The 21,143-nt window shown below is 40.2% G+C and carries 18 protein-coding genes and 1 tRNA gene; 10 read left to right on the forward strand and 9 right to left on the reverse strand.

From position 1 onward, the window contains the following. Positions 1-6 precede the first annotated feature (6 nt). The 5 genes from ND812_RS07375 to murA all read right to left on the reverse strand — a co-directional run bounded on the left by ND812_RS07375 (position 7) and on the right by murA (position 4,844). Positions 7-1,371, reverse strand: coding sequence for a FliI/YscN family ATPase (locus tag ND812_RS07375; RefSeq protein ID WP_100716401.1), 1,365 nt, complete (start codon positions 1,369-1,371; stop codon positions 7-9). A gap of 76 nt (positions 1,372-1,447) precedes the next feature. Further along, on the reverse strand, positions 1,448-2,278 hold the full coding sequence (locus tag ND812_RS07380) for a hypothetical protein (RefSeq protein WP_265374921.1): 831 nt from the start codon (positions 2,276-2,278) through the stop codon (positions 1,448-1,450). A gap of 90 nt (positions 2,279-2,368) precedes the next feature. Next, positions 2,369-2,683 carry an LIC10235 family protein gene (locus tag ND812_RS07385; RefSeq protein ID WP_015678495.1) on the reverse strand — a complete coding sequence of 105 codons (315 nt, stop codon included), beginning with the start codon at positions 2,681-2,683 and terminating at the stop codon, positions 2,369-2,371. A gap of 169 nt (positions 2,684-2,852) precedes the next feature. Next, a complete protein-coding gene (locus tag ND812_RS07390) occupies positions 2,853-3,539 on the reverse strand; it encodes a 4Fe-4S dicluster domain-containing protein (RefSeq protein ID WP_265374922.1) in 687 nt (228 codons plus the stop codon). Continuing rightward, entirely contained in the window at positions 3,540-4,844 is a 1,305-nt protein-coding gene (gene murA, locus ND812_RS07395; RefSeq protein ID WP_265374923.1) for a UDP-N-acetylglucosamine 1-carboxyvinyltransferase, read from the reverse strand. Positions 4,845-4,888: 44 nt separating this feature from the next. Between murA and ND812_RS07400 the strand changes: the two genes are divergently transcribed. Continuing rightward, a complete protein-coding gene (locus ND812_RS07400) occupies positions 4,889-6,031 on the forward strand; it encodes a hypothetical protein (RefSeq protein ID WP_265374924.1) in 1,143 nt (380 codons plus the stop codon). 7 nt (positions 6,032-6,038) lie between these two features. Here the strand turns inward: ND812_RS07400 and ND812_RS07405 are convergent, their stop codons facing one another. Then, complete coding sequence (locus ND812_RS07405) at positions 6,039-7,805, reverse strand: glycoside hydrolase family 3 protein (RefSeq protein ID WP_265374925.1); 1,767 nt, start codon at positions 7,803-7,805, stop codon at positions 6,039-6,041. Between the two features lie 91 nt (positions 7,806-7,896). Here ND812_RS07405 and ND812_RS07410 point away from each other — a divergent pair, with 91 nt between their 5' ends. Then, the gene (locus tag ND812_RS07410; protein WP_265374926.1) at positions 7,897-9,066 is read left to right on the forward strand and encodes a DUF3095 domain-containing protein; all 1,170 of its coding nucleotides are present in this window, start codon (positions 7,897-7,899) and stop codon (positions 9,064-9,066) included. A 75-nt stretch (positions 9,067-9,141) separates the two neighbouring features. Here the strand turns inward: ND812_RS07410 and ND812_RS07415 are convergent, their stop codons facing one another. Then, the gene (locus tag ND812_RS07415) at positions 9,142-11,892 is read right to left on the reverse strand and encodes a hypothetical protein (RefSeq protein WP_265374927.1); all 2,751 of its coding nucleotides are present in this window, start codon (positions 11,890-11,892) and stop codon (positions 9,142-9,144) included. Between the two features lie 300 nt (positions 11,893-12,192). Between ND812_RS07415 and ND812_RS07420 the strand changes: the two genes are divergently transcribed. The 8 genes from ND812_RS07420 to bla all read left to right on the forward strand — a co-directional run bounded on the left by ND812_RS07420 (position 12,193) and on the right by bla (position 19,350). Further along, complete coding sequence (locus tag ND812_RS07420; protein ID WP_265374928.1) at positions 12,193-12,879, forward strand: OmpA family protein; 687 nt, start codon at positions 12,193-12,195, stop codon at positions 12,877-12,879. Then, on the forward strand, positions 12,869-14,158 hold the full coding sequence (locus ND812_RS07425; protein WP_407658479.1) for a hypothetical protein: 1,290 nt from the start codon (positions 12,869-12,871) through the stop codon (positions 14,156-14,158). Before ND812_RS07420 ends, ND812_RS07425 begins: the two co-directional genes overlap by 11 nt. A 110-nt stretch (positions 14,159-14,268) precedes the next feature. After that, positions 14,269-14,931 carry an arylesterase gene (locus ND812_RS07430; protein ID WP_265374929.1) on the forward strand — a complete coding sequence of 221 codons (663 nt, stop codon included), beginning with the start codon at positions 14,269-14,271 and terminating at the stop codon, positions 14,929-14,931. A gap of 249 nt (positions 14,932-15,180) precedes the next feature. Then, positions 15,181-15,252: transfer RNA gene (locus tag ND812_RS07435), tRNA-Gly, on the forward strand. Positions 15,253-15,314: 62 nt separating this feature from the next. Further along, positions 15,315-16,661: a trigger factor gene (gene tig / locus ND812_RS07440; RefSeq protein WP_265374930.1), complete on the forward strand. Its 1,347-nt coding sequence runs from the start codon at positions 15,315-15,317 to the stop codon at positions 16,659-16,661. A gap of 3 nt (positions 16,662-16,664) precedes the next feature. Further along, positions 16,665-17,267, forward strand: a complete 603-nt coding sequence (gene clpP, locus ND812_RS07445) for an ATP-dependent Clp endopeptidase proteolytic subunit ClpP (protein WP_100716412.1) — start codon at positions 16,665-16,667, stop codon at positions 17,265-17,267. 12 nt (positions 17,268-17,279) lie between these two features. Then, the gene (gene clpX, locus ND812_RS07450) at positions 17,280-18,560 is read left to right on the forward strand and encodes an ATP-dependent Clp protease ATP-binding subunit ClpX (RefSeq protein ID WP_100716413.1); all 1,281 of its coding nucleotides are present in this window, start codon (positions 17,280-17,282) and stop codon (positions 18,558-18,560) included. A 13-nt stretch (positions 18,561-18,573) separates the two neighbouring features. Beyond that, positions 18,574-19,350, forward strand: coding sequence for a subclass B1 metallo-beta-lactamase (gene bla, locus ND812_RS07455; RefSeq protein ID WP_265374931.1), 777 nt, complete (start codon positions 18,574-18,576; stop codon positions 19,348-19,350). On the opposite strand, the gene rktP is transcribed toward bla, so the two are convergent. Both rktP and tatC read right to left on the reverse strand, forming a co-directional pair. Further along, entirely contained in the window at positions 19,327-20,427 is a 1,101-nt protein-coding gene (gene rktP / locus ND812_RS07460) for an Arg-Lys translocation region protein phosphatase RktP (protein ID WP_135639215.1), read from the reverse strand. The two genes, bla and rktP, sit on opposite strands and share 24 nt — an antisense overlap. Beyond that, positions 20,424-21,140, reverse strand: a complete 717-nt coding sequence (gene tatC / locus ND812_RS07465) for a twin-arginine translocase subunit TatC (RefSeq protein ID WP_100716440.1) — start codon at positions 21,138-21,140, stop codon at positions 20,424-20,426. The genes rktP and tatC overlap by 4 nt, the downstream gene beginning before the upstream one ends. Positions 21,141-21,143: the final 3 nt, after the last annotated feature.

A 21,143-nucleotide genomic window follows, 5' to 3' on the forward strand; every position in this document is an offset into this window, starting at 1 on the left:
AATGGATTAAAACTCATCGTCATTGCGAGATGATGATTGTAAGATAAGTTCCAGTTTTTTGATCGCTTCGTTGTAAGAGGATTTTTCTTCAATTCGTTGTCTTAAATAGTCATCAATTTGCGATTTTTTATCAATTGCCATGTCAATTTTTTCATCAGCACCACGCACATAGGCATTGAGTAAAATAATATCTTCTGAATTTTTATATTTGGAAATTAACTCTCGTACAATGGATGCACGCATATAGTGATCTTCATTCACAATTTTTTGCATCAATCGAGAAAGGGAAGAGGGAACATCGATAGCAGGGTAATGGCTTTGTTCTGCAAGTTTTCTCGTTAAGACTATATGCCCGTCGATAAATCCTCGCACCTTGTCTGCCACAATATCATCCATATCATCTTCTGCATCTGTTAATACCGTATAAAATCCGGTAATGGAACCGCCGTTATGTGATGTTCCAGCCCGTTCGACAAGTTTTGCCATTTTGGTAAATACACTTGATGCATATCCTTTTGTGACGACAGGTTCACCTATGGATAATTCTCTTAATGCTTCTGCATACCGTGTAAGTGAATCCATGTACAAATTAACAGACATTCCTTTTTCGCGGAAGTATTCTGCTGCCGAACAAGCGAGGTTTGCACAACTTACTTGTTCCATTTTGGAAGAATCAGAAGTCGCAACAAAAACAACTGATCTTGCCAATGCTTCTTTCCCAAGTTCTACGTGTAAAAATTCATTTACCTCGCGGCCCCTTTCTCCAATGAGAGCAACCACGTTTACATCTGCGTTCGTATAACGGGCAATCATTCCCAGTAAACTAGATTTACCAACTCCAGAACCTGAAAAAATTCCAATCCGTTGTCCACGCCCAACAGTTAACATTCCATCAATGGCACGAACACCTGTTTCTAAAATATCTGTAATGGGAGGACGATCCAGTGGGTTTAAAAATCTTGGTTCGGATGCTCTTTCTTCTTTTGTAATTAGAATCCCTTTGTTATCAATTGGTTTCCCAAGACCATTTAACACCCGTCCTAAAAGTTCTGGACCTGCATTTAAAGTGATTTGTCTACCTGAAGAAAATACAAAAGCATGAGGGAAAATTTCTTGAGTGTCACCTAATGGCATTAAGGTGTAAAGATGATCTTTAAATCCAACAAGGACACATGCTAAATATCCTTTGTCAGAGCCACGTTCGACTTCCAAAATTTCACCGACTTTGGAATCGGGTGGACCTTGGGAATAGATCACGTTCCCCACAACAGAAACAACGACCCCACTTTTGCGAATGGGTTCGATTTTTTCGACGACATTCAGGTACTTCGAAATGGCATCGATTTGTTCTGTGAATTTTTTTTCGATCATGGGGTCTTTTCACTCATCCAATCATGAGACATAATTAAATCAAGCGAATTGAGACCCCGAGATTCCCTTCTGAACTTTATCGACAGAGTTTGATTTGGTCCATATTCGAGATCAGTTTGGGGGCGGGCAGTTTTTTTCCGAGTTTGACATTCCCACCTTCCGCAAGGCTTGCCGATTCGTATGCCCATTTGCCAAAATTGGTTGGGATCGTAAAACAATCAGGGAAGGTTTTTGTTTCCGTCAGTTCTGTGCCTGTCCAAACGAGGATGCGATCTGGTGTCCGAACGTATAATTTGTTTCCATCTTCTGCCCAGCGAATCCCATACAGAGGTAATGCGGTCCAGAAACTCAGTGGGTAGGACTGCACTGATTTGTCCGCAGTTTGCAGGATGGACAATTCAAATTCTGTAAATTCATCTTCTTTGGTTGGACTTGCTGTGATGAGAGCCACTAAATTTCCGCTGGGGGAGGGAGCCATTTGGAAAATGATTTTCCTTTCAGGAGTTGCCGGATACGAAAATGCACCACCAACTTCAGGGTATATAGAAAGGGTTTGGTTAAGGGTTCCATATTCGTCGTTTTTACCATATAACACAAATAAAGTGTTCGATTTTGTATGGTAAAAAATTCCATCTCCTAACGCCCAAGATGGTAAATCCCATTCCCTTATCACTTTTCCACCTGTAACACCGTTCGTTACTAATTTGATATGACTTTTGTAATCACGTTTGTCAGTGGTTCCATTGAGAGGGTTCCAAGAATCTTTCTCTTGGTAAGCAACTGTTAAAACCAGGTTTACATTCGGATCATTACTAGGTGAGATTTCTTCTGGCAATTGTGCATCACGCCAAATGAGTTGTGAACAACCAAAAACAGAAAGCAGGAGAAAAGGAAGGAGAGTTTTCATAGGAAATGAAACTACGGTAAGATTTGTCTCTGTAAACAAAAAAGGGGACCTAGTGTCCCCTTTCAGTTAGAAAAGTGAATGGAAAGGAATTTATTTTCCTTTTTTCGCTTTTGCTTTTTCTTTATTCTTTTGGTCGATTTCTGCTCTATGAGTGTCACAAAGTCTGTAAAGAATTCCTGTTACCGGGTTTTTACGAGTTACTTTGGTACCACAAACGATGCATAGACCTTGTGCTCTTCTTCTTTTGTAAAGTTGTTGAACTCTCTCCGCTCCAGACGCTTTGTACTTGGAGATTTGAATTCTGAATCCTTTGAAAAGGTAATTCCCAATCGACTTCTCTGGGTCTTTTTTAAGATCATCCGCGATTTTGTCGATTTGTCCTGGGCCTACTTTTTGTGGTTCCATAGCTTTCTTTTTCCTTTAAATTTAATTTATATTTTTTTTGACGAAGGGAAATCCCTTGCCCTAACAAGAGTATCTCTCTTCTTTCATAAAAATTCAAGATATTTTTTTTACCGAATAACAATTTTTTGATGTTTTGCGAAGTTTTTTTTCTAAAACGTTTGATAGGTGATCATTCGCTTTTGAATAATCTAATCTGAATTGCTTTTGGAAAACTTGGACAAGTTTCTACACATAACCCACATCCTGTGCAACTCGATTGTGCAAAAACTGGTAAATTCCCTTTAAATTTAACGGTTTTTTCGATAGGGCATGTAACAAAACAAGCATTACAGGTTGATTCCCCAGTTTTTTCATTGATACAAAATTCTTTTAAAAGTTTCGCCTTACCAAACTTTGGTGTCGTTTCGGACACTTCGTACGGTAATAATGCTTTTTCGGGACAAGCCGTGATACATGGCCAATCAGAACAAAGGTGGCAGGCTTTTGCATTTGGATCAAAATGTGGATATGTTTTTTCTGAATCTGTTGCTGTAACAGGGAATAAGACGGCATAAGGACAGGCAAAAATACATTCGTTACAACCTGTACAGAGAGAAAAAAAATCTTTTGTTGCTCCAGGAGGTAAAGACAGAGTTTGGAACATCTTTGTCTTACGTTTCCGAACAAGAGTCGGCTTACTCTTTTGTTTTGTTTTCTTAGTGATTGGTTTTGGATTGGATTTAGAAGTTTTTTTAGGGATTTGGTCTGTTTCTTCCTGCCAAACTTCTTTGATGGCTTCGGAAATTTCATCCGCTTTCGTAAAGGTAAACTGGAAAACGGATTTAAATCCTTCTCGGAAAAGATCCTTTCGTTTCATTTAACTTGGAATTCTTTCGATTTGTGCCCCAAGTGACCGTAACCTTGTATCAATTGACTCAAATCCTCTGTCAATTTGTACAATGTTATGGATCTCACTTTGGCCTTCTGCACAAAGGGCAGCAATGATCATGGCCATACCCGCTCGAATGTCTGGGCTTGCCACTCGTTGTCCATACAATCTGTTGGCACCAATTACAATGGCTCTATGTGGGTCACAAAGGATGATTTGGGCACCCATTGCAATGATATTGTCCACAAAAAAGAGCCTAGACTCAAAGAGTTTTTCATGGATGAGAACGGTTCCTTTGCACTGTGTGGCAGTCACTAAAGCCACTGATGTCATATCAGCCGGGAACCCTGGCCAAGGTGCATCATCAATTTTGGGAGTGGCACCGTGGTAGTCAGGTATGATTTCCATTTTTTGGTCGGAAGGGACAAGGATACCAGTTTCTGTTGGTCGCACTTCAATCCCAAGTCGGGAATAGACCATTCGGATCATTCGAATGTCTTCTAAATTAACATCGGTAATATGGATTTCCCCACCTGTTACGGCCGCTAAACTGATGAAGGATCCAACTTCCAAATAATCCGACCCAATGCGGTGTTTTAAAACACCATTCGGAGAGGTTAGAGAAGTCACACCTGTAATTGTTAGGTGGTTTGTACCGATTCCTTCGATTTTGGCACCTGCCGCTTGTAAAAATCGGCAAAGTCCCTGTACATGTGGTTCGGAAGCCGCATTGCGAATGATCGTGGTTCCTTCTGCAAAAACAGCTGCCATCACTGCATTTTCTGTCGCAGTCACCGACGCCTCATCGAGTAGGATGTCTTTCCCAAACAACCGATCCGCTGTGATCATATAACCATCTGGAAACACTTCAATTTTTGCACCAAGGGCTTCTAAAGCAAGCAGGTGGGTGTCCATACGACGGCGACCAATTTTGTCACCACCAGGTTTTGGCAAAAAGACACGCCCAGTTCTTGCGAGGATGGGGCCCGCAAGTGTCACAGCTCCTCTCAGTTGGGAACAAAGTTCATATGGTAAATCCGATTTCACTGGATTTTTTTTCTGAAAGAGGTAAGATCCTTTGGTATCGAGGGAAGTTATTTCCACACCAATATGGCGGAGGACATCCATGAGCTTCTGGACATCGGCAATTTCGGGTAGATTTTCTAAAATCACGTCTCCTTCCCATAAGAGTAAAGCTCCTAGGAGTGGAAGTGCTTCGTTTTTATTTCCTTGGGGAACAATTGTCCCATGGAGTGGATTTTTGCCGATAATTTTAAAGTAGGAAGAGCTCACCTTGCTTCCATTCGACACAACGGAGATATGAGGAAAAGTAATTTATGAATTTTATGGCACAAGTCGTTTGGATTTTTCCAAAATTTGATACAATCTACATCTTTTACATTTTTCTCATGGGAGTTGCAGCCTTTATTTACGTAAAGGTCATGAACTACTTACAAAACAAACAAACAAGTATGGTAAACCACTGGGTCGAGTTCCAACGATACGCCATTGCAAGAAAATGCAACCAAGTGGAACTCAATATCCTACATAGTTTTTATGACCATTTGAATGATGATGAACGCGAAATTTACCTTCTCCCTGAAAATAGGAACAAACTCAAAAATGCATTGTATCGTTATTTTCTAAAATCCAATGCAAATACAACCGAGAAGGAAGTGAATCTTTTTGATAAACTCTTTCGTTCTGGTGTTGAATTCAAAAAAGAAATTTTATCCTTAAACGATTTAACCGTTGGCGAAGTAGCAGCCTTGGAAGCTGACGGACGAGAAGAACTAACCTATGTGATGCAAAAAACTTCAGACGAATTACTTTTATCCACAAAGGGTTTGTCGAAAGACTTACTGGTCCCAGGAAAAGAAGCAAAATTATATGTATTCCGTCCTAGTAGTGGTGGTTATTTGTTAGATGGCAAAGTGATCAGAACCAATGATAGTGGAGTGATTTTTCACTTTAATGGTAAAATTGAAAGAAAAGGGGAATCGCATTTGATGTTAATGGACAAAATGTCGATAACCATTTCACCTTGGCCACCTCCTGAAGAAAAAAAGGATTTAGAATTAGATAAACATAAATTATTACTCAGTGAAGAAAACATTGATAAACAATTAGAAGTCTTAAAACGAATTGCCAAAGACCAAAAAGAGAATAACGAAAAAAAATTCGAAATCAAAGAAACAGCAAAACCATTCATCACAATTTCGGAACGATTGTCTGACCGAGGTATTTTGTTTACCTTTCCTTCGGGGATTTCTTCGGAAATTTGGAAACACCAAGATTTATGGGAAGTTAGTTTTAGTTTTGATAAAGGGCCAACCTTTCATATTCGCGCTAAGATGATGCCCACCAAACAAAAATCTGATTTATACTTGTTACGTTATGTAGATGCAGATGAAACAATGCGGAAGTCTTTGTATGAAGAAATCCGCAAACGAGGTGGTGTGAGAGAGGTTTTAACTTAATCTAAGCTTATAAACTTTCAGGAAAGGCACCTTTGGAAGGTGTCTTTAATTCCTTTGTTAATAAAATCAAATCCACTTTTGGAATCTCTTTTCCAGAAGTGAGTTTCACTCCAAGTGCTTCCCAAGAACCAACCGTTAACGAAAAAGATAATAGATACTCTACGTTTTGCATTTCCGGCAATTGGATGAAGGGTGTTCCTCCGTGTAGTACAAGGAAACGTTTGTTTGGAAATTTTTTAGCAAGACTGACAACTGATAGAATTTCTGGTTCCGAAGTGGAATCAAACAGATATGTAGTATATGTTTTTTGTTTCACATAACTTCCAAATGATTTGGTGGGAACTGATTGGATTTTTTTTGATTTCAAAACCTCTTTCAGTTTTTGGTTTTTAACGAAGGAAAGAGTTTGTTCTGGTAAAATTTGAGATGTTTTCACCGCTTTTGGGTAAGCACGGATCGAATCTTCATTGATTTCTTTCGCAAAAAAAAGTGACTTACTGAGTGTTGTGTAACGATCGTTTCTTTCTTTTTCCCAAGCCGTCAGGAATTCTTTTTGTTTTTGGTTTTCTTCGTATACTTTTGGTAAGATGGAATTTGCATCATAGATACCTAATTCCAATTTTTTGCGAATTTGTTTTTGGACAGCTTCTTTTAAGATGTCATGTTCTTTTCCTTCTTTGTCTACAAAGCGGAATTCTCCCTTTTTGTAAGCATCCATCAATTGGGCTTTGAATTTTTTGGCAGTTTCTCCCCAACTTGTGAGTAAAACGATATTGGCACCAGCAAGGATTGTTAAAACACCAGGTCTGTCTTTTTCATAGTTTTTGGAAATGGCATGCATCTCCATTGCGTCTGTGATGATGATCCCATCAAACTGGAGTGATTTTCGTAAAACATCTGTTAGAATCGTCTTAGAGAGTGTAGCTGGAAAATTTGGATCAATTTTTGGATACACAATATGAGCAGACATCACCGCTTCTGCCCCACCTAGGATGGATTGTTTGAATGGAACTAGTTCCAGTTTTTCTAAATCCTCAAGGCTTTTATTGATGATTGGAAGTCCGAGATGGCTATCAACAGTAGTATCTCCATGACCTGGAAAATGTTTGATCACTGGTAAACATCCACCGGCTCTTGCACCTTTTTCATACGCAACGGCAACTTCCGAAACTCGATTAACATCTGATCCAAACGAACGAGTGTTAATGACTGGATTCAGTGGGTTGTTATTGATGTCCAAAACAGGTGCAAATAAAAAATTCAAACCTAAACTTCTCAGTTCATAGGATGTGACAAAACCTACAGTTTCTCCCCATTCCTTTTTCCCAGTTTGTCCCACAGCCATTGCACCAGGGTAATGTGTGATTCCATCTTGGACACGGAACACACGACCTCCTTCTTGGTCTGTTGAGATGAGAAAAGGTTGTAAGCCGTTTTCTTTGGCAGCGATTTGAAGATTTTGAGTGAGGGAAAGGATCTCTTCTTTTTTGCCTAAGTTTTTACCAAAGAGGATGATACCACCTGGTTTCGTTTGTTTGATTTCATCTAGCGCAATTTGGTCTACAGTTTTGGAAGGGATAGCAATGTGGATAGTTTGGCCTACCAATTCTTCTTCCGTCATGTTGTTTGTGATCGACCATGCTTTTTCATCCAACCATCGTTTCCTTTCATTTGCTGCAAGTTCTGTGAGGTAAAAACCAAAACAATAAGAAGAGCCAAAAAATCCGAACAAAAGGAAGAGGGAAAAGGTGGTACGTAGAAGAACTTGGTTCATAGAGTATGATTGTACGTTTTATGATCCGCTTTTCTAAGACAACTACGAAAAATCTCTCATATCTCTTTGGTTTGGGTCGTCTGAGTATGTAGTGGATGATTTTTATAAAAACATAAAACCTAGTTCTCAGTTCCAAAGTATCTTTGAAGAGACAACCGTCGCAAAGGTCCCCGATGATTGGTTTGTCCTCATCACAGATATTGTTGGTTCCACTAAAGCAATTGAGGAAGGACGATACAAAGATGTAAACACTGCTGGTGGACTTACTGCCATTGCGGTTGCCAATGTTTATGGGCATATGGACTTTCCATTTGTATTTGGTGGCGATGGTGTCACATTTTTATTACCTATCAATTTATTATTCCCCATTCGTTCTGCGATTGCAGATACCATTTTGCAAGTGAAGTCTGCCTTTGGACTGACCATGAGAGCAGGTATTGTCCCTGTCCAAGAATTGTACCGAGCAGGGACAGAATTATTTTTAAGTAAATTCAAAGCTTCTGATCATTATGTTCAATGTTCCCTCTTTGGAACGGCTCTTCCTCTTGCGGAACAATGGATCAAAGAAGGAAAAGATGAATCTTATTTGGTCCGTGAAAATGAAAAAATTCTACCTGCTGACTTTACTGGATTTACATGCCGTTGGAAGGATGTCCCAAGTGAAAGAGGAGAAATTGTATCTCTTATTGTCAAACCTAATCATACTGATTTAGAAGTTTGTAAGAAGATCGTAATACGAGTGTTAAACTTTATCAAGTCTGAATATGGTGAAGAAAAAGAATACCATCCACTAAACCTTGATCAAATCAACTTGGGCTCAGGTAATGAACTCAAGAAAGAGGCGGTTGCAAGGACTGGTAAACATTCTGGATTCAAATACGCTCTTACCTTAACCAAAATTTGGATCGAAAGGACAGTAATGGCGATCTCCATCAAATGGAAATTGCCACTTAAGTCGGGGCATTATTCCTTGGATCGATTAAAGGAATACCAGGTGATGAGTGCTGATTTTCGCAAATATGATGGCACTCTCAAAATGGTGATTGATGGGACCAAAAAACATCGGTTAGCTTTAGAATCCTTTTTGCAAAAATTAGAAGCGGAAGGTTTATTACATTATGGACTTTTTGTATCCAACAGGTCACTTATGACTTGTGTCTTAAAAGTAGCATCCTCGGATGAAGTTCATTTTGTGGATGGAGCGGATGGCGGTTTTGCGATGGCCGCCAAATCCCTGAAGGAAAAAATAAAAGGGCTTTGAGCCCTCAAGTTATTGATTCAAATCTGTTTGTTTCACTGAACTTTTGTTTGTCTGATCCCGAAGCAAACACAAAGATTACTGTTGCACACAGATTAATTTCTTCGTAGCAGAACAAATGGCTTCTTGGCTTGTGACACTTGTATTTGATGCCATTGTCCAAGTTTGTCCATACAAGTAAGAACTTGGTGTAGAAGGACAGTTTTGATACGTAAAACCATTACAGTTGTGACGGTATGTCAATCCATCACCCGTACACGCGGGTGTAAATCCAACCTGTGTTGCCGCTGTTAGGCTCGTTGTCATCCCCGTCCAGTACTGATCACCTACTGTTGAAAAAGACCGAGAGATGCTTGTTGGATCAAATCCTGCTGAGCCATTGGCGATGAACAAACGAGAGTGTTCATCACTACAATTGGTATACCCTGAACTATTACAACGGTAATAATGATAACCAGCAGTTAACACCCAGTTGGTTCCATTGGGAACTCTGTCATTTGTAACTCCTCCTGCGCTATCACTGACAATCAGTGCTTTATACGTACCAGCTGGAACTCCGCCTGGTTTGTTATTATTGCAGGTATCATCAGCACCAAACACACCTTGTGCGGTCATTTCCCCATTATAACTCGATGAGGTCACAAAGATCGCCTTCCCAGTTGGTTCATCGTCTTCGTTTGTGATCGTATGGTCACTTGGACTAGTTGCATTTTGGTAGTTTGTGTCTGTATTGGCAGCCATGGCGAGTTGGATGTCAAAATTTTGATTCCCATCTGAATAGGTATCATCAATACCCGTAACAGTGAACGTTTGTTTTTTAGCAGAACTGGCACATCCACTATCGGAAGCATTGCCAGGTTCCACTTCACTATTCACAGGGAAGGTGATAGGGGAGGAAGTGATAGTCCCACATTCACCAGAGGCAGCCGTTCCCGCTGCATAAGATTTACAAGTGATATTGAGAATAACCGGTTGTGTTGGGTTATTCCCTCCTAAACAAACCGATACCGTTGCTGTATTGCTAGTTCCTTCCCGAGTGTTTCCCACATGAGAGATATAAAAAGATTTTTCATCATCAGTTGTGGCTGCATAAACATCAATGGGATCATAGGAAAGACCTCCCGTAGACAAAGCCGTTGTGACAGTCCAGTTTTGGGTGAGATCCACAAGGACATCATCCAAATGTGTGAGGACAATTTGGTTTGTCCCGCCAGATTCCATAAAATTATAGTTAGATGAGGATACAGTGACAGTTCCAGGAACAGTTCCTTCTGTTGTATCAGAGCTTGTGAGGCCAATGCTGATATCTGAACTTGGTGCTGCTTGGGAGATCATCCAAATATTTGTAGACCCACCTTCCACAGCAGACAATCGGTTGACAGAAGTTCCCAATGGAGATCCTGAAAAATTACATGGTTGGAGGAGATGGGTTCCATCATTATCACAAGAACGCACAGAAAAGGTTGGTTCAGCCACGGTTGTATTGTAGGTAGCATCAGCTGAAGATGCGACAAATGATACCGTGTAATCCGCATTACCTGTGTTTGCTGAGTCTGATTTCCCTTCGACTTGGAAGGTTTGGTATACATTCCAATCAGATGTTGTAAAACTGAGAGTGGGTGTGAGGATATTACATTTATTCCCACAATTGGAAGAAAAATTAAGTGTGACCGTATTTGTCGGTTTGGTGCGGAGTTTGATTTGGAATTGTGAGTATTTGGTTCCAAAACGATTACTTTCATCTGTGGCAAAACGATTGATCGCTCCACCTGATGCACCAGTAGTTCCCGTTGTGGCATCAAACCTTTGGTAGGCGTAACCAGGAACACTTTGGTCTCGGTTGTAAACCACAACATTTCTTGGTTTGATTCCATTATAATCGGCGTCAGAACTACTTGTATTTGATACTTCTACCGTATACACTTTGATGCCGTCAATTTCCAAATCATCAACGGATGTGATGGTCACAGATTGTGGAGTATTATAATTTCCTGTCGTGAAAGTTAACGTTTTTGGATTCGCTGTTCCTTCGCGGTTACTGGCATTGATCGAATCATACACTTCATTGATGGGAATGGTAACATTGGCAGTGGGTGCCGTTCGTAAAACCACTTGGAAGGTCCCATTGGTTGCCGTTGCAGATGGGCCTGGTTCTTCCATCACTCGAGAGATATTAGACACACGAACACCAGGGCCTTCATCATCATCTACCGCAACAGAAATATCACATGCATCTTTTCCTGTATAGGTCCCTGAAATTTCCTCACCACTTCCGTTTTTTTGAGTCATCGTTCCAAGGGCAATTGTCATTGGATCTACTTTTGCACTTCTAACTGCATCTTGAACCACTGTGAATGTAAAACACTGTCTTTGTGTGACTCCATTGCCAGTGAACGTGAGTTTGGTGGGGATGGCAACATCGGGAGCAGGGAAGGTTTTGAGTGATGTGATCCTTGTTCCATAATTCGAAGTTACAGAAACAGGTATCTCCAAACTCCCGCTAAACGGAGCATTGGGATAAATACAGGTTTGGAAGGATTTATAACCCCAAGAAGTCCCACCATCTGTATCCACATCATCCAAACCATTTTCATTCACTGTGCTAAAGGTAGAGTTCACATCTCCATCTTCCGAAAGGGAAACAAGTTTGGTTGAAATGGTAACATCCGACGAACAAGTAGTTATTGGATTCCCGAATGTTCGTTCAAAACGTTCGCTAATTCCAAATAAAAGATTGTCTCCAGCGGAAGCAGCTCCACTACAACTCACTAGGAGTGATACTAATAATAATGACAAGGAAGTTTCCAGACGATGTTTGGTGGAGTTCATGCTAAATTTCCCGTTAACCAATCTTTTTTATAAAACAATAAATGGATGCCTTTCCATTCATGGCAACGACAATCTCATTCTAGTGTAGAAAGAATGTACAAATAACTTACGTTAAACATTGTCTATTATAGAAGCAAAGATCTGTAAGTGTCATTCATTCATTCCGTATTTTTACTAGGCATACGTGTCAAAGATACGTTAAATTGAAGGAAAGAGTTTGAAATTAATTTCCAATCATCTCTTAAGAGAATTATCAATTGATTTCTATTCTTGGTGCAAAAGATAGGGACAGTTCGTTCTATGTTTAGAAAATTATTGTTCACAGTTCTTTCGTTATCCTTTACTTACTGCCAGACGACTACCAAACCAGAGTGGATGGAATCAGAGGCCTTTCAAAGATTTTGTGGCTGTGTTCATATTGATGAATCCAAACCCAGTGAACATTTGGGAAGTTTACCTGTTGGTTCTCTCGATAAATTAGGAACTCCTGATTACCTAGAAAAATTATACAAGGGATTACGAAGTGATTTTGAGCATACAGGTACTCCCTTCGAAGAAGTAGGTGGAAGTTTAGTTGCCAAAGGTGTTGAACTCAAACGAATCGAAGACGATGAAAAAAGACTTCGTGAACTTCTCATCATCATTGACGGAGACGTTGCTTTCCCTTCAGGAAAGTCTACATTAACACCCAAAGCAAAAGAACTCATCGCAAAAGTAGGGGACGCCATGGAAGCCTATCCAGAAACCAATTGTCGGATTGGTGGACACACTGATAGTGTTGGGGCATTTTCCATGAATTTAAAACTCAGTAAAGAAAGATCACAATCTGTTAAAAAAGAACTCAAACTCGTCCATAAAATCGCAGAAGAACGATTTAAGGAGGTGGATGGTTATGCAGATTTACATAAGATCGTAGATACGATGTTAGCTGAAAAGAAAAATCGTAGAACTGAAATTTACGTAGGGACAGTTCGCATTGTTTACTAAATATTTAAATCAAAAATATCGGGAACTAGTTCTTTCCGTAATATTGGTTATCTTTCTCGTATTTATTACGAACCAACTAACAGCAGAAGAATCAAGTAAGGCAAACCCAATTGTTGAACCAAAAAAGGATTCAATAACAACACAAGAAAAAACAAATCCAAATGTGTCTCCAAAAACGGAAACAACTTCGGGTTCCGAACCACCTAGTACAAATCCACTTGTGAGTTGGGAACGAAGAGAAGACAACCAAACTCCTATGGAGATTTTTAACAAAGTCTACGAACACAGATTGATGATTCGCAGTGGGTTTGGATTTGGAAAATTATCTCCAGCGATTCTGAATGAAACAGGACCTGCTTGGTTCCAAAATTCCTTATTTCGCCAAATCACAGAACCTGGTGCTCCACTTGCCATTCCTTATAAACCTGCAAAGGATTTAGGTGTTAATTCGCAATTTTTTGACATTCGGTATGGTTACAAAAATAAGTACGAAATCCAATATGCCGAAGATACTACGTTAGGTGTTTACAGCCGTAACCTTCCTGCTTCCAATAATTTTCTTTCCCCAAGGACAGATTCTTATTGGGCCAGTAGTTTTGAAGGGAACCGATTACTCCGTTTTGAAGGAGTAAGCCAAAATTTACGTTTTTCCTACATACATCCGATCACCAAAATATTGATGGTTGGTCCCTCGATCAACTTCCATCGTTATACGGAACGAAACAATATTTCCTATGGTTCCTATTCGACAAGTCGACCTGAAGCAACCGTTCCGAATAAAACCACTTGGTCGATTGGTGGTGATGCCAATGCCGAATATTCCATGAAAGGAATTTTACCAGGTATTTATTCAAAATTAAAACTTAGGGATTGGTGGGAGATCCGAGCACGTTTGGAACTTCTGGACAGGAAGGGAAATTTTTCTGTGTTAGGTTCTCAAATCATCCAAGAAGTATTTAATGATAATTCCTCTTCTCTCACAGCAGTGATCCCTGCGTATGGGGGAAGGGTCAGAGACAAAGGAACCATTCTCAATTTAGAAACATCTTTCCAATATTGTCGTTTTTCCTTGGACATAGGAATGATCCGCCAAGATGTCAAACGGACCTATGAAAGCTATTTGGGAGACACAGTGGGATCAGTGCCAAGAAGTGATTATTCTGCCAGAAGTGTTTATATTGGATTTTCGGAGATGTCAACATCCATCAAACACACTGTTACAGAATTTTATATCATGCCTGGTGTTTCCTTCTACTATGACGAGGATAAAATTTATTAGGAGATACTCCTTCCTATCGAAATGTTTTTTCTTTGGAATTGGTTATGGTATTCAAATTTGTTAGCTAAAAATGTTTGCATTTTCTTAGATTGAGACCAATCTAATGAGTGATGCCTTACTTCATTACAATCGTATCACTTCTCTTCCTGTTCCAATGTGGGAATCCTTCTGATCCAGAGAAAGAAAAGAAAACAGGTTTTCCATCTGAAAACCAACCAAAACGGATTCTTTATTTTGGAGATTCCTTAACGGCTGGGTATGGACTTCTGAATTATGAAGATGCTTGGCCTCATGTACTTACAAATCGAATCAATGGTGAAGGGTATTCCTACCAAATGACCAATGCAGGTGTGTCAGGTGATACAACGAGTGGAGGCCTTGGGAGATTGGAATGGGTACTCGCGGAAAAACCATCCATCTTTGTTCTGGAATTAGGTGCAAATGATATGTTACGTGGCATCAGTCCAACAGTCACAAAAGAAAACCTACGAACCATAGTAAAACAAATAAAATCACAATACCCTAACACCAAAATTCTGTTAGTTGGTATGATGGCAACACCGAATATGGGGAAAAAATATGCCTCCGCTTTTAATTCAATTTATCCTGAACTTGCAAAAGAAGAAAACATTCCACTTGTTCCTTTTATCTTAGAAAAAGTGGCAACCAATCGCAAACTCAACCAAAAGGATGGAATCCATCCTACTGAAGCCGGCCACAAACTCGTTGCAGACACAGTGTATCCTTATCTCAAACCTCTCTTAGAAAAATAAGATCCTTCTCCATCCGAAGTCCCTTTTGGATGGAGTAACGATCGTTGACAGAAAACGGAATCAAATCCTATCCTTTCCCAGAACGACCCTCCCGATACGATGTTGTTAGGTGGTGGTTTCAGATGGAACCCCTACCACCGAAAATAGATTCAATTCCATACCCCATTGGGATGGATTTCCATTCATGCTTTTCCACTTTTTTCCTTGCCGATTTGATTAGGTTCCAAATGATGGTTTCACAAACCTTCTGCGGGAATAGCTCAGCGGTAGAGCATCTCCTTGCCAAGGAGAGGGTCGCGGGTTCAAGTCCCGTTTCCCGCTAATGAAGGTCTTCTTCTTTTTCTTTCCACTACACTCTCTTTTTTTACACTGGATATAATACGATGGAATTTACGGCTAAAAAAAATAACAACGCAACTTGTGACCTCAGCATTCAATTTAGCGCTGAAGAAGTCCGCACCGCCTACTCACAGGCTTACAAAAATGCAGCTGAAAAAGTAAAAATCCCTGGGTTTCGACCAGGAAAAGCTCCCCTGAATATGGTGGAAAAAGTCCTAGGTGACACCGTGATGGACGATGCTGCCAACATCATGTTAAACCAAGCAATGGCAGACCTCTTTGACAAATTGGAACACAAACCAATCCGTTTGCCACAATTCCAAATGGAAACGTTTGATAAAAATACTGGTGCAAAGGCAAAAGCCACTTACGATACAAAACCGGAAGTCACCTTACCAAAGTTAAAGAAAATCAAAATCCAACCAAAAGAAATTAAAATTTCGGATGCAGACATCCAAAAAGAATTGGAAGGAATCCAAAAAAACATGGCTCGTAATTCTTTGAAAGAAGAAGGCGAACCAGTTGAGGCATCCGACTTACTAGAAATCAATTATAAGTTTAAGGAAACTGGAAAAGAATACCCAGATGCCAACCAAACGGGAAAATTCCAAATGGGTGCTCCCCAAAACCCTCCAGGGTTTGAGAACAATCTCCTTGGAATGAAACTCAATGAAACAAAAGAGTTCACATTCACATACCCAGATGTATACCCTGCATCTCCTGAGTCTGCTGGAAAATCAATCATCTACACAGTAACAGTGACTGCGATTTACAAGGTAACTTACCCTGAAATCAATGATGATTTTGCTTCTGAAGTGGATGGTTCTGCCAACTTACAAGAGTTAAAAGAAAAAACCAAAAAACAACTAGTTGAGATTTTTGGAAATGCACTCACAAAACGTGCAACAGATGATGCTTACAACGAAATCATCAAAGAATCCAAATTCATCATCCCAGAATCCCTCATTTATGAAGAAACAGAAACTGTTTTCAAAAACTTCATGCGTGAATTTGGCCTTCCTGTCACTTCTCTTTCCGACTATGCAAAACGCCTAGGAAAAGAAGAAAAAGAAGTAAGGGAATCTTTCTCCAAAGCAGCGGAAAAACGCATCCAAACTTACATTTTGAAGCAAAAAATCGCTGATGACTATAAAATTGTCATTTCTGACGAGGAAGTTGAGGCAGGTTACGAAAAAGAGGCGTCTGCCCAAGGAATTCCTGCCGAAACTCTCAAAAAAGAAGTCCAAAAACAGAAGGCGGAAACCTACTACCGTGACAAATTCCTGTTTGATAAAATTGACGAGTTTGTTTACGCTGAAGTAGAGAAAAAATCGCCAAAAGCAATTTCAACGGAAGAAGCTGAGAAAATTCTTAGCGGGAAAGAAGAGTAAACTATGTCCACACTGATGCCTTATGTCATTGAACAAACAAGCCGTGGCGAACGCCAATACGACATTTTTTCACGGTTATTAAAAGATCGGATTATATTTTTAGGTTCTGCCATCGACGAAACCTATGCGAATGTGATTTCCGCTCAACTATTGTTTTTAGAAGCGGAAAACCCAGACAGAGATATTTATCTCTACATCAATAGCCCTGGTGGTTATGTGAGTTCTGGTCTTGCGATTTATGACACAATGCAACTGATCAAACCAGAGGTGCGGACCCTTTGTATTGGACAGGCATCTTCTATGGCGGCTCTTTTACTTGCTGGTGGAGCAAAGGGAAAACGTTCTGCCCTTCCGAATTCACGTATTATGTTACACCAACCGTATGGTGGAGCAGGTGGACAAGCTTCTGATATTGAGATCTCTGCGAAAGAAATCATCAAGATCAAGGACAAACTCATCGATCTTTATGGTAAACACACAGGAAAGTCTGCTGACCAAATCCGCAAAGACACCGAAAGAAATTTCTTTATGAGTGCAGATGAAGCCAAAGAATACGGCATCATTGACAACGTGATCCAAGAACGCAAACAAATGCCACAAGCCTAAGGGGGCGTCTCCATGACCAAACGTGCAAGCCAAACGGGTAATTCCAGAGAAAAATTACATTGTTCTTTCTGCGGAAAGGCCCAAGACGAAGTAAGAAGGCTTGTCGCAGGTCCTGGTGTTTATATCTGCGATGAATGTATTTCCTTGTGTAACGAAATCATCGCAGAAGAACCTCAAAGTGGTGAAAAAACTGCAATTGTGGGAGACATCCCTAAACCTACTGAAATCAAAAAAATCTTAGACCAGTATGTGATTGGACAAGAACAAGCCAAAAAAGCTTTGTCTGTTGCCGTTTACAATCACTACAAACGAATCTTCCATAACGAACGTAAGGCGGGAGATGTGGAATTGGAAAAATCCAATATCATGCTCATTGGACCTACAGGTTCAGGAAAAACTTTACTCGCACAAACACTCGCTAGGATTCTTAAAGTTCCGTTTGCGATTGTGGATGCAACAGCCCTCACGGAAGCCGGGTATGTGGGGGAAGATGTGGAAAACATCATCCTCAAACTCATCCAAAATGCTGACAATGATGTGAAACGTGCTGAGATGGGAATCATCTACATTGACGAAATTGATAAAATTTCTCGTAAGTCCGACTCTGCCTCCATCACACGTGATGTGAGTGGGGAAGGGGTCCAACAAGCTCTTCTCAAAATCATTGAGGGAACTGTTGCCAATGTGCCACCACAAGGCGGACGTAAACACCCTCACCAGGAATACATCCCAGTCGAAACCAAAAACATCCTCTTCATTTGTGGGGGAGCCTTTGTCGGTCTCACTGACATCATCAAACAACGAGTTGGTGTCAAATCCATTGGTTTCCATTCCAACGAAGTGGTAAACGACAAAGGAAGGAAAATCGAAGAAGGGGAATCAGTAGTACACCATGTAATCCCTGATGATTTGATGAAATTTGGTCTGATCCCAGAATTTATAGGACGACTTCCTATCATTGCCACTCTCGATGAGTTAACGATCGAAAGTTTGAAATCTATTTTTACAGAACCAAAAAATTCCCTTCTCAAACAATACCAAAAGATGTTTGATATCGAGAATGTAAAACTCAAGTTCACAGAGTCCGCGATCGAAGCGATTGCCCAAACCGCAATCAAACGGGAAAGTGGTGCGAGAGGACTTCGTGCCATTGTAGAAGAGATCATGATGGAACTCATGTTCCAAATTCCTTCACGTAAGGATGTTTTGGAAGTGGTAGTTACTGACGAAACCGTTCTCAAAAAAGAAGCACCCATTACGATTTTAAAAGGTGATATCGAAAAGATCGCATAAATTCTGTTTGTTCATGCGAACTAACGTTTCCCTTTTAGTTCTATACTTGTCGTTTGGTATTTGGTTTGCCCAATGCCATACGGCAAAAGAGTTTCCCTCCTACCCACCGAATCCAACTACAAACCCAATCGACTCTTCGATTGAATGGATCAAAATCAAAGAATCGGTTTGGATCCACAAAAGTTTTGGCAGTTTCCAAGGGAAAACGTATCCATCCAACGGACTTGTGGTTTTGACAAATAAGGGTGTGGTTGTGATCGACACTCCTTGGACCGAACCACAAACAGAAGAACTGATCCAATCCATCCAGACAAAGTTTCAAAAACAAATTGTTTTCGTCATCGTGACCCATGCACATGACGACCGTATGGCGGGAGTTTCTTCCTTTCAAAAAAGAAAAATCCCTGTTTATAGCACCCAATTGACAGCCAAATTAGCCAAGGAAAATGGATATGGAATCCCAAGTCCCATCCTTGACATCCAAACTCGATTTTCTTTAGGAAATGGTTCGGTCGAAGTGTTTTACCCAGGGCCAGGGCATTCTCCTGACAATATAGTGGTATGGCTTCCAGACACTCATATCCTCTTTGGAGGTTGCCTTGTGAAAGCTCTCGAAGCGGAAGACTTGGGGAATCTGAAAGATGCCAATGTGGTGGAATGGGAATCCTCTGTGAAACGAGTTCTCTCTCGGTATCCAGATGCGGAAGTGGTTGTGCCAGGGCACGGGAATTGGGGGAAACTCGACTTACTCCGTCATACAATCCGTTTACTTATTTCGCCGAACCACTAAAATCGAAAGTTTTTCCATCGGGTTTGTTAGGTTTCGTTCCCTTCCAAGGGCACTCATTTTTTTCGCAATGGCGAGTAACATTTGTCTCGAAGAACTGGGCCTCAGGTCAAGTAAGTAGTCCACAAATTCTTCCATGATTTCAAACGATGTGAGACCAAATTGAGTGAGAGTTCTGTCACTCGCCCAAACTAAATAATCTCCCACTTCGATCCCGTCGGCTATTGAGATTGGATGTTTGTGATTGGGATACCAATGGTCATCTCCACTTCCTTCAATCACTTGGATGCCATGATCAGAAAATTGGAAGATGGGCATATCCATGTAATGCAAAAAAGACATTTTATCATCCTTGTTTTGGATCACAAAGGCTGAGAGTTTTAACTTTAGGAATGCAAATTGGTGGAGGGCAAATTTTAGTTTTTCTAATAATTCTTCTGTAGAGAAAAGCCCATCTCCAAAGGATGATACGATTCCATGGATGAATATTTTTTCTGAGGATTCTAAAATCCCAGGTTCCATGTGGCCTGCTATGATACCAAAGAGTCCATCTTTTGCTCGAACAATCCGAATGTAATCAGCACCCGCATAACGCATCACTGACGGGAAGACGGCTACGTCAAAACCTGGTGAATTTGGAATTTTAATATCAGGAATTTGTTTGTTTAAGGAAGTTGCTTGGATTGTTTTCCAATCAAATTTATTTTCAAATTGTTCCTCTCCAAGTCCCTCTTCCCCTTGTAAGAGTGTGAACATGACGGATTTATAAATTTTATACTCATCAGAGTTTCGATTTAAATTACGTATGTCTTTAGGGATTTGGTTTTCACTATCTTGGATATGAAAAATTATATGGAGGATGTATTGGTATAAAAATCCAAGAAAATAATATACGATAAAACTAATACACAATGCCAAAAGAAAAGAACTATAAATCCCAACTAAATTGAAGTTAAGAGTATTTTCACCTTTTGGATTTTGCCAATGTGTGAATGTGAATTCAGCAAATAAAAAATGAATGAAAAAAAACAAAAAACTGATGATGCCCAGTAAAATGGGTAGTTTAACACGGTAACTCATTTTGAATCAGTGGCTTCCAATACTCTCATTAAAATAGCAGATAAAAAGAATAAAAAACTAAGTGGTAAGAGTAACATGAGCATGGAAAAAACATCGGGGCCTGGTGATAATACCGCTGAAACAACCGCAATGATAAGCACTGCTTCCCTCCATCGGGAAATCAGAAACCTTGAAGAAAGGATTCCGATACGACCGAGTAAAATGAGAACGATTGGTAATTGAAAGGATGCCCCAAAGACTAGATGTAAGTTAAAAAACAAATCATAGTACTCATCGATGGGAAGGTAAGGATCCACTCCATCTGGCCTTAAGACAACAAGGAACACTCGCAAAAAATTTTCGAAGACAGTAAACCAACAAAGAGCAAGGCCAGACCAAAAGAGTAAGGTAGAAAATAGAATGATGAATTTTCCCCATTTTTCTGTCCTTGGGTTGACCGCGGGAGCAATGAACCCCCATAGGATGTAGAGTAAAAAAGGAAGGGAGACAAGAACCGACAAAATAAAGGACGTTTTCAAATAAATGAGAAACGGAGCCATCAGTTGGATCTGGAAAAAATGAGCATCAGGCCCAAGTACCGATTTGTAAGGTTGGATGAGAATACTATGGATCTCACTTCCAAAATACAAAGTTCCTATCATAAAAACAGAAACAACTAAAATTGAATAAATGAGTCTTTGCCGGAGTTCTTCTAAATGGTCACCCAGGGACATATA

The organism is Leptospira limi, assembly GCF_026151395.1.
GTDB lineage: Bacteria > Spirochaetota > Leptospiria > Leptospirales > Leptospiraceae > Leptospira_A > Leptospira_A limi.

What these genes read in the sequence shown, in the direction of transcription:
- ND812_RS07375 (WP_100716401.1), bottom strand. Translation starts at nt 1,371, where the DNA reads ATGATCGAAAAAAAATTCACAGAACAAATCGATGCCATTTCGAAGTAC.
- ND812_RS07380 (WP_265374921.1), bottom strand. Translation starts at nt 2,278, where the DNA reads ATGAAAACTCTCCTTCCTTTTCTCCTGCTTTCTGTTTTTGGTTGTTCA.
- ND812_RS07385 (WP_015678495.1), bottom strand. Translation starts at nt 2,683, where the DNA reads ATGGAACCACAAAAAGTAGGCCCAGGACAAATCGACAAAATCGCGGAT.
- ND812_RS07390 (WP_265374922.1), bottom strand. Translation starts at nt 3,539, where the DNA reads ATGAAACGAAAGGATCTTTTCCGAGAAGGATTTAAATCCGTTTTCCAG.
- ND812_RS07400 (WP_265374924.1), top strand. Translation starts at nt 4,889, where the DNA reads ATGAATTTTATGGCACAAGTCGTTTGGATTTTTCCAAAATTTGATACA.
- ND812_RS07405 (WP_265374925.1), bottom strand. Translation starts at nt 7,805, where the DNA reads ATGAACCAAGTTCTTCTACGTACCACCTTTTCCCTCTTCCTTTTGTTC.
- ND812_RS07415 (WP_265374927.1), bottom strand. Translation starts at nt 11,892, where the DNA reads ATGAACTCCACCAAACATCGTCTGGAAACTTCCTTGTCATTATTATTA.
- ND812_RS07420 (WP_265374928.1), top strand. Translation starts at nt 12,193, where the DNA reads ATGTTTAGAAAATTATTGTTCACAGTTCTTTCGTTATCCTTTACTTAC.
- ND812_RS07430 (WP_265374929.1), top strand. Translation starts at nt 14,269, where the DNA reads ATGCCTTACTTCATTACAATCGTATCACTTCTCTTCCTGTTCCAATGT.
- tig (WP_265374930.1), top strand. Translation starts at nt 15,315, where the DNA reads ATGGAATTTACGGCTAAAAAAAATAACAACGCAACTTGTGACCTCAGC.
- clpP (WP_100716412.1), top strand. Translation starts at nt 16,665, where the DNA reads ATGTCCACACTGATGCCTTATGTCATTGAACAAACAAGCCGTGGCGAA.
- clpX (WP_100716413.1), top strand. Translation starts at nt 17,280, where the DNA reads ATGACCAAACGTGCAAGCCAAACGGGTAATTCCAGAGAAAAATTACAT.
- bla (WP_265374931.1), top strand. Translation starts at nt 18,574, where the DNA reads ATGCGAACTAACGTTTCCCTTTTAGTTCTATACTTGTCGTTTGGTATT.
- rktP (WP_135639215.1), bottom strand. Translation starts at nt 20,427, where the DNA reads ATGAGTTACCGTGTTAAACTACCCATTTTACTGGGCATCATCAGTTTT.
- tatC (WP_100716440.1), bottom strand. Translation starts at nt 21,140, where the DNA reads ATGTCCCTGGGTGACCATTTAGAAGAACTCCGGCAAAGACTCATTTAT.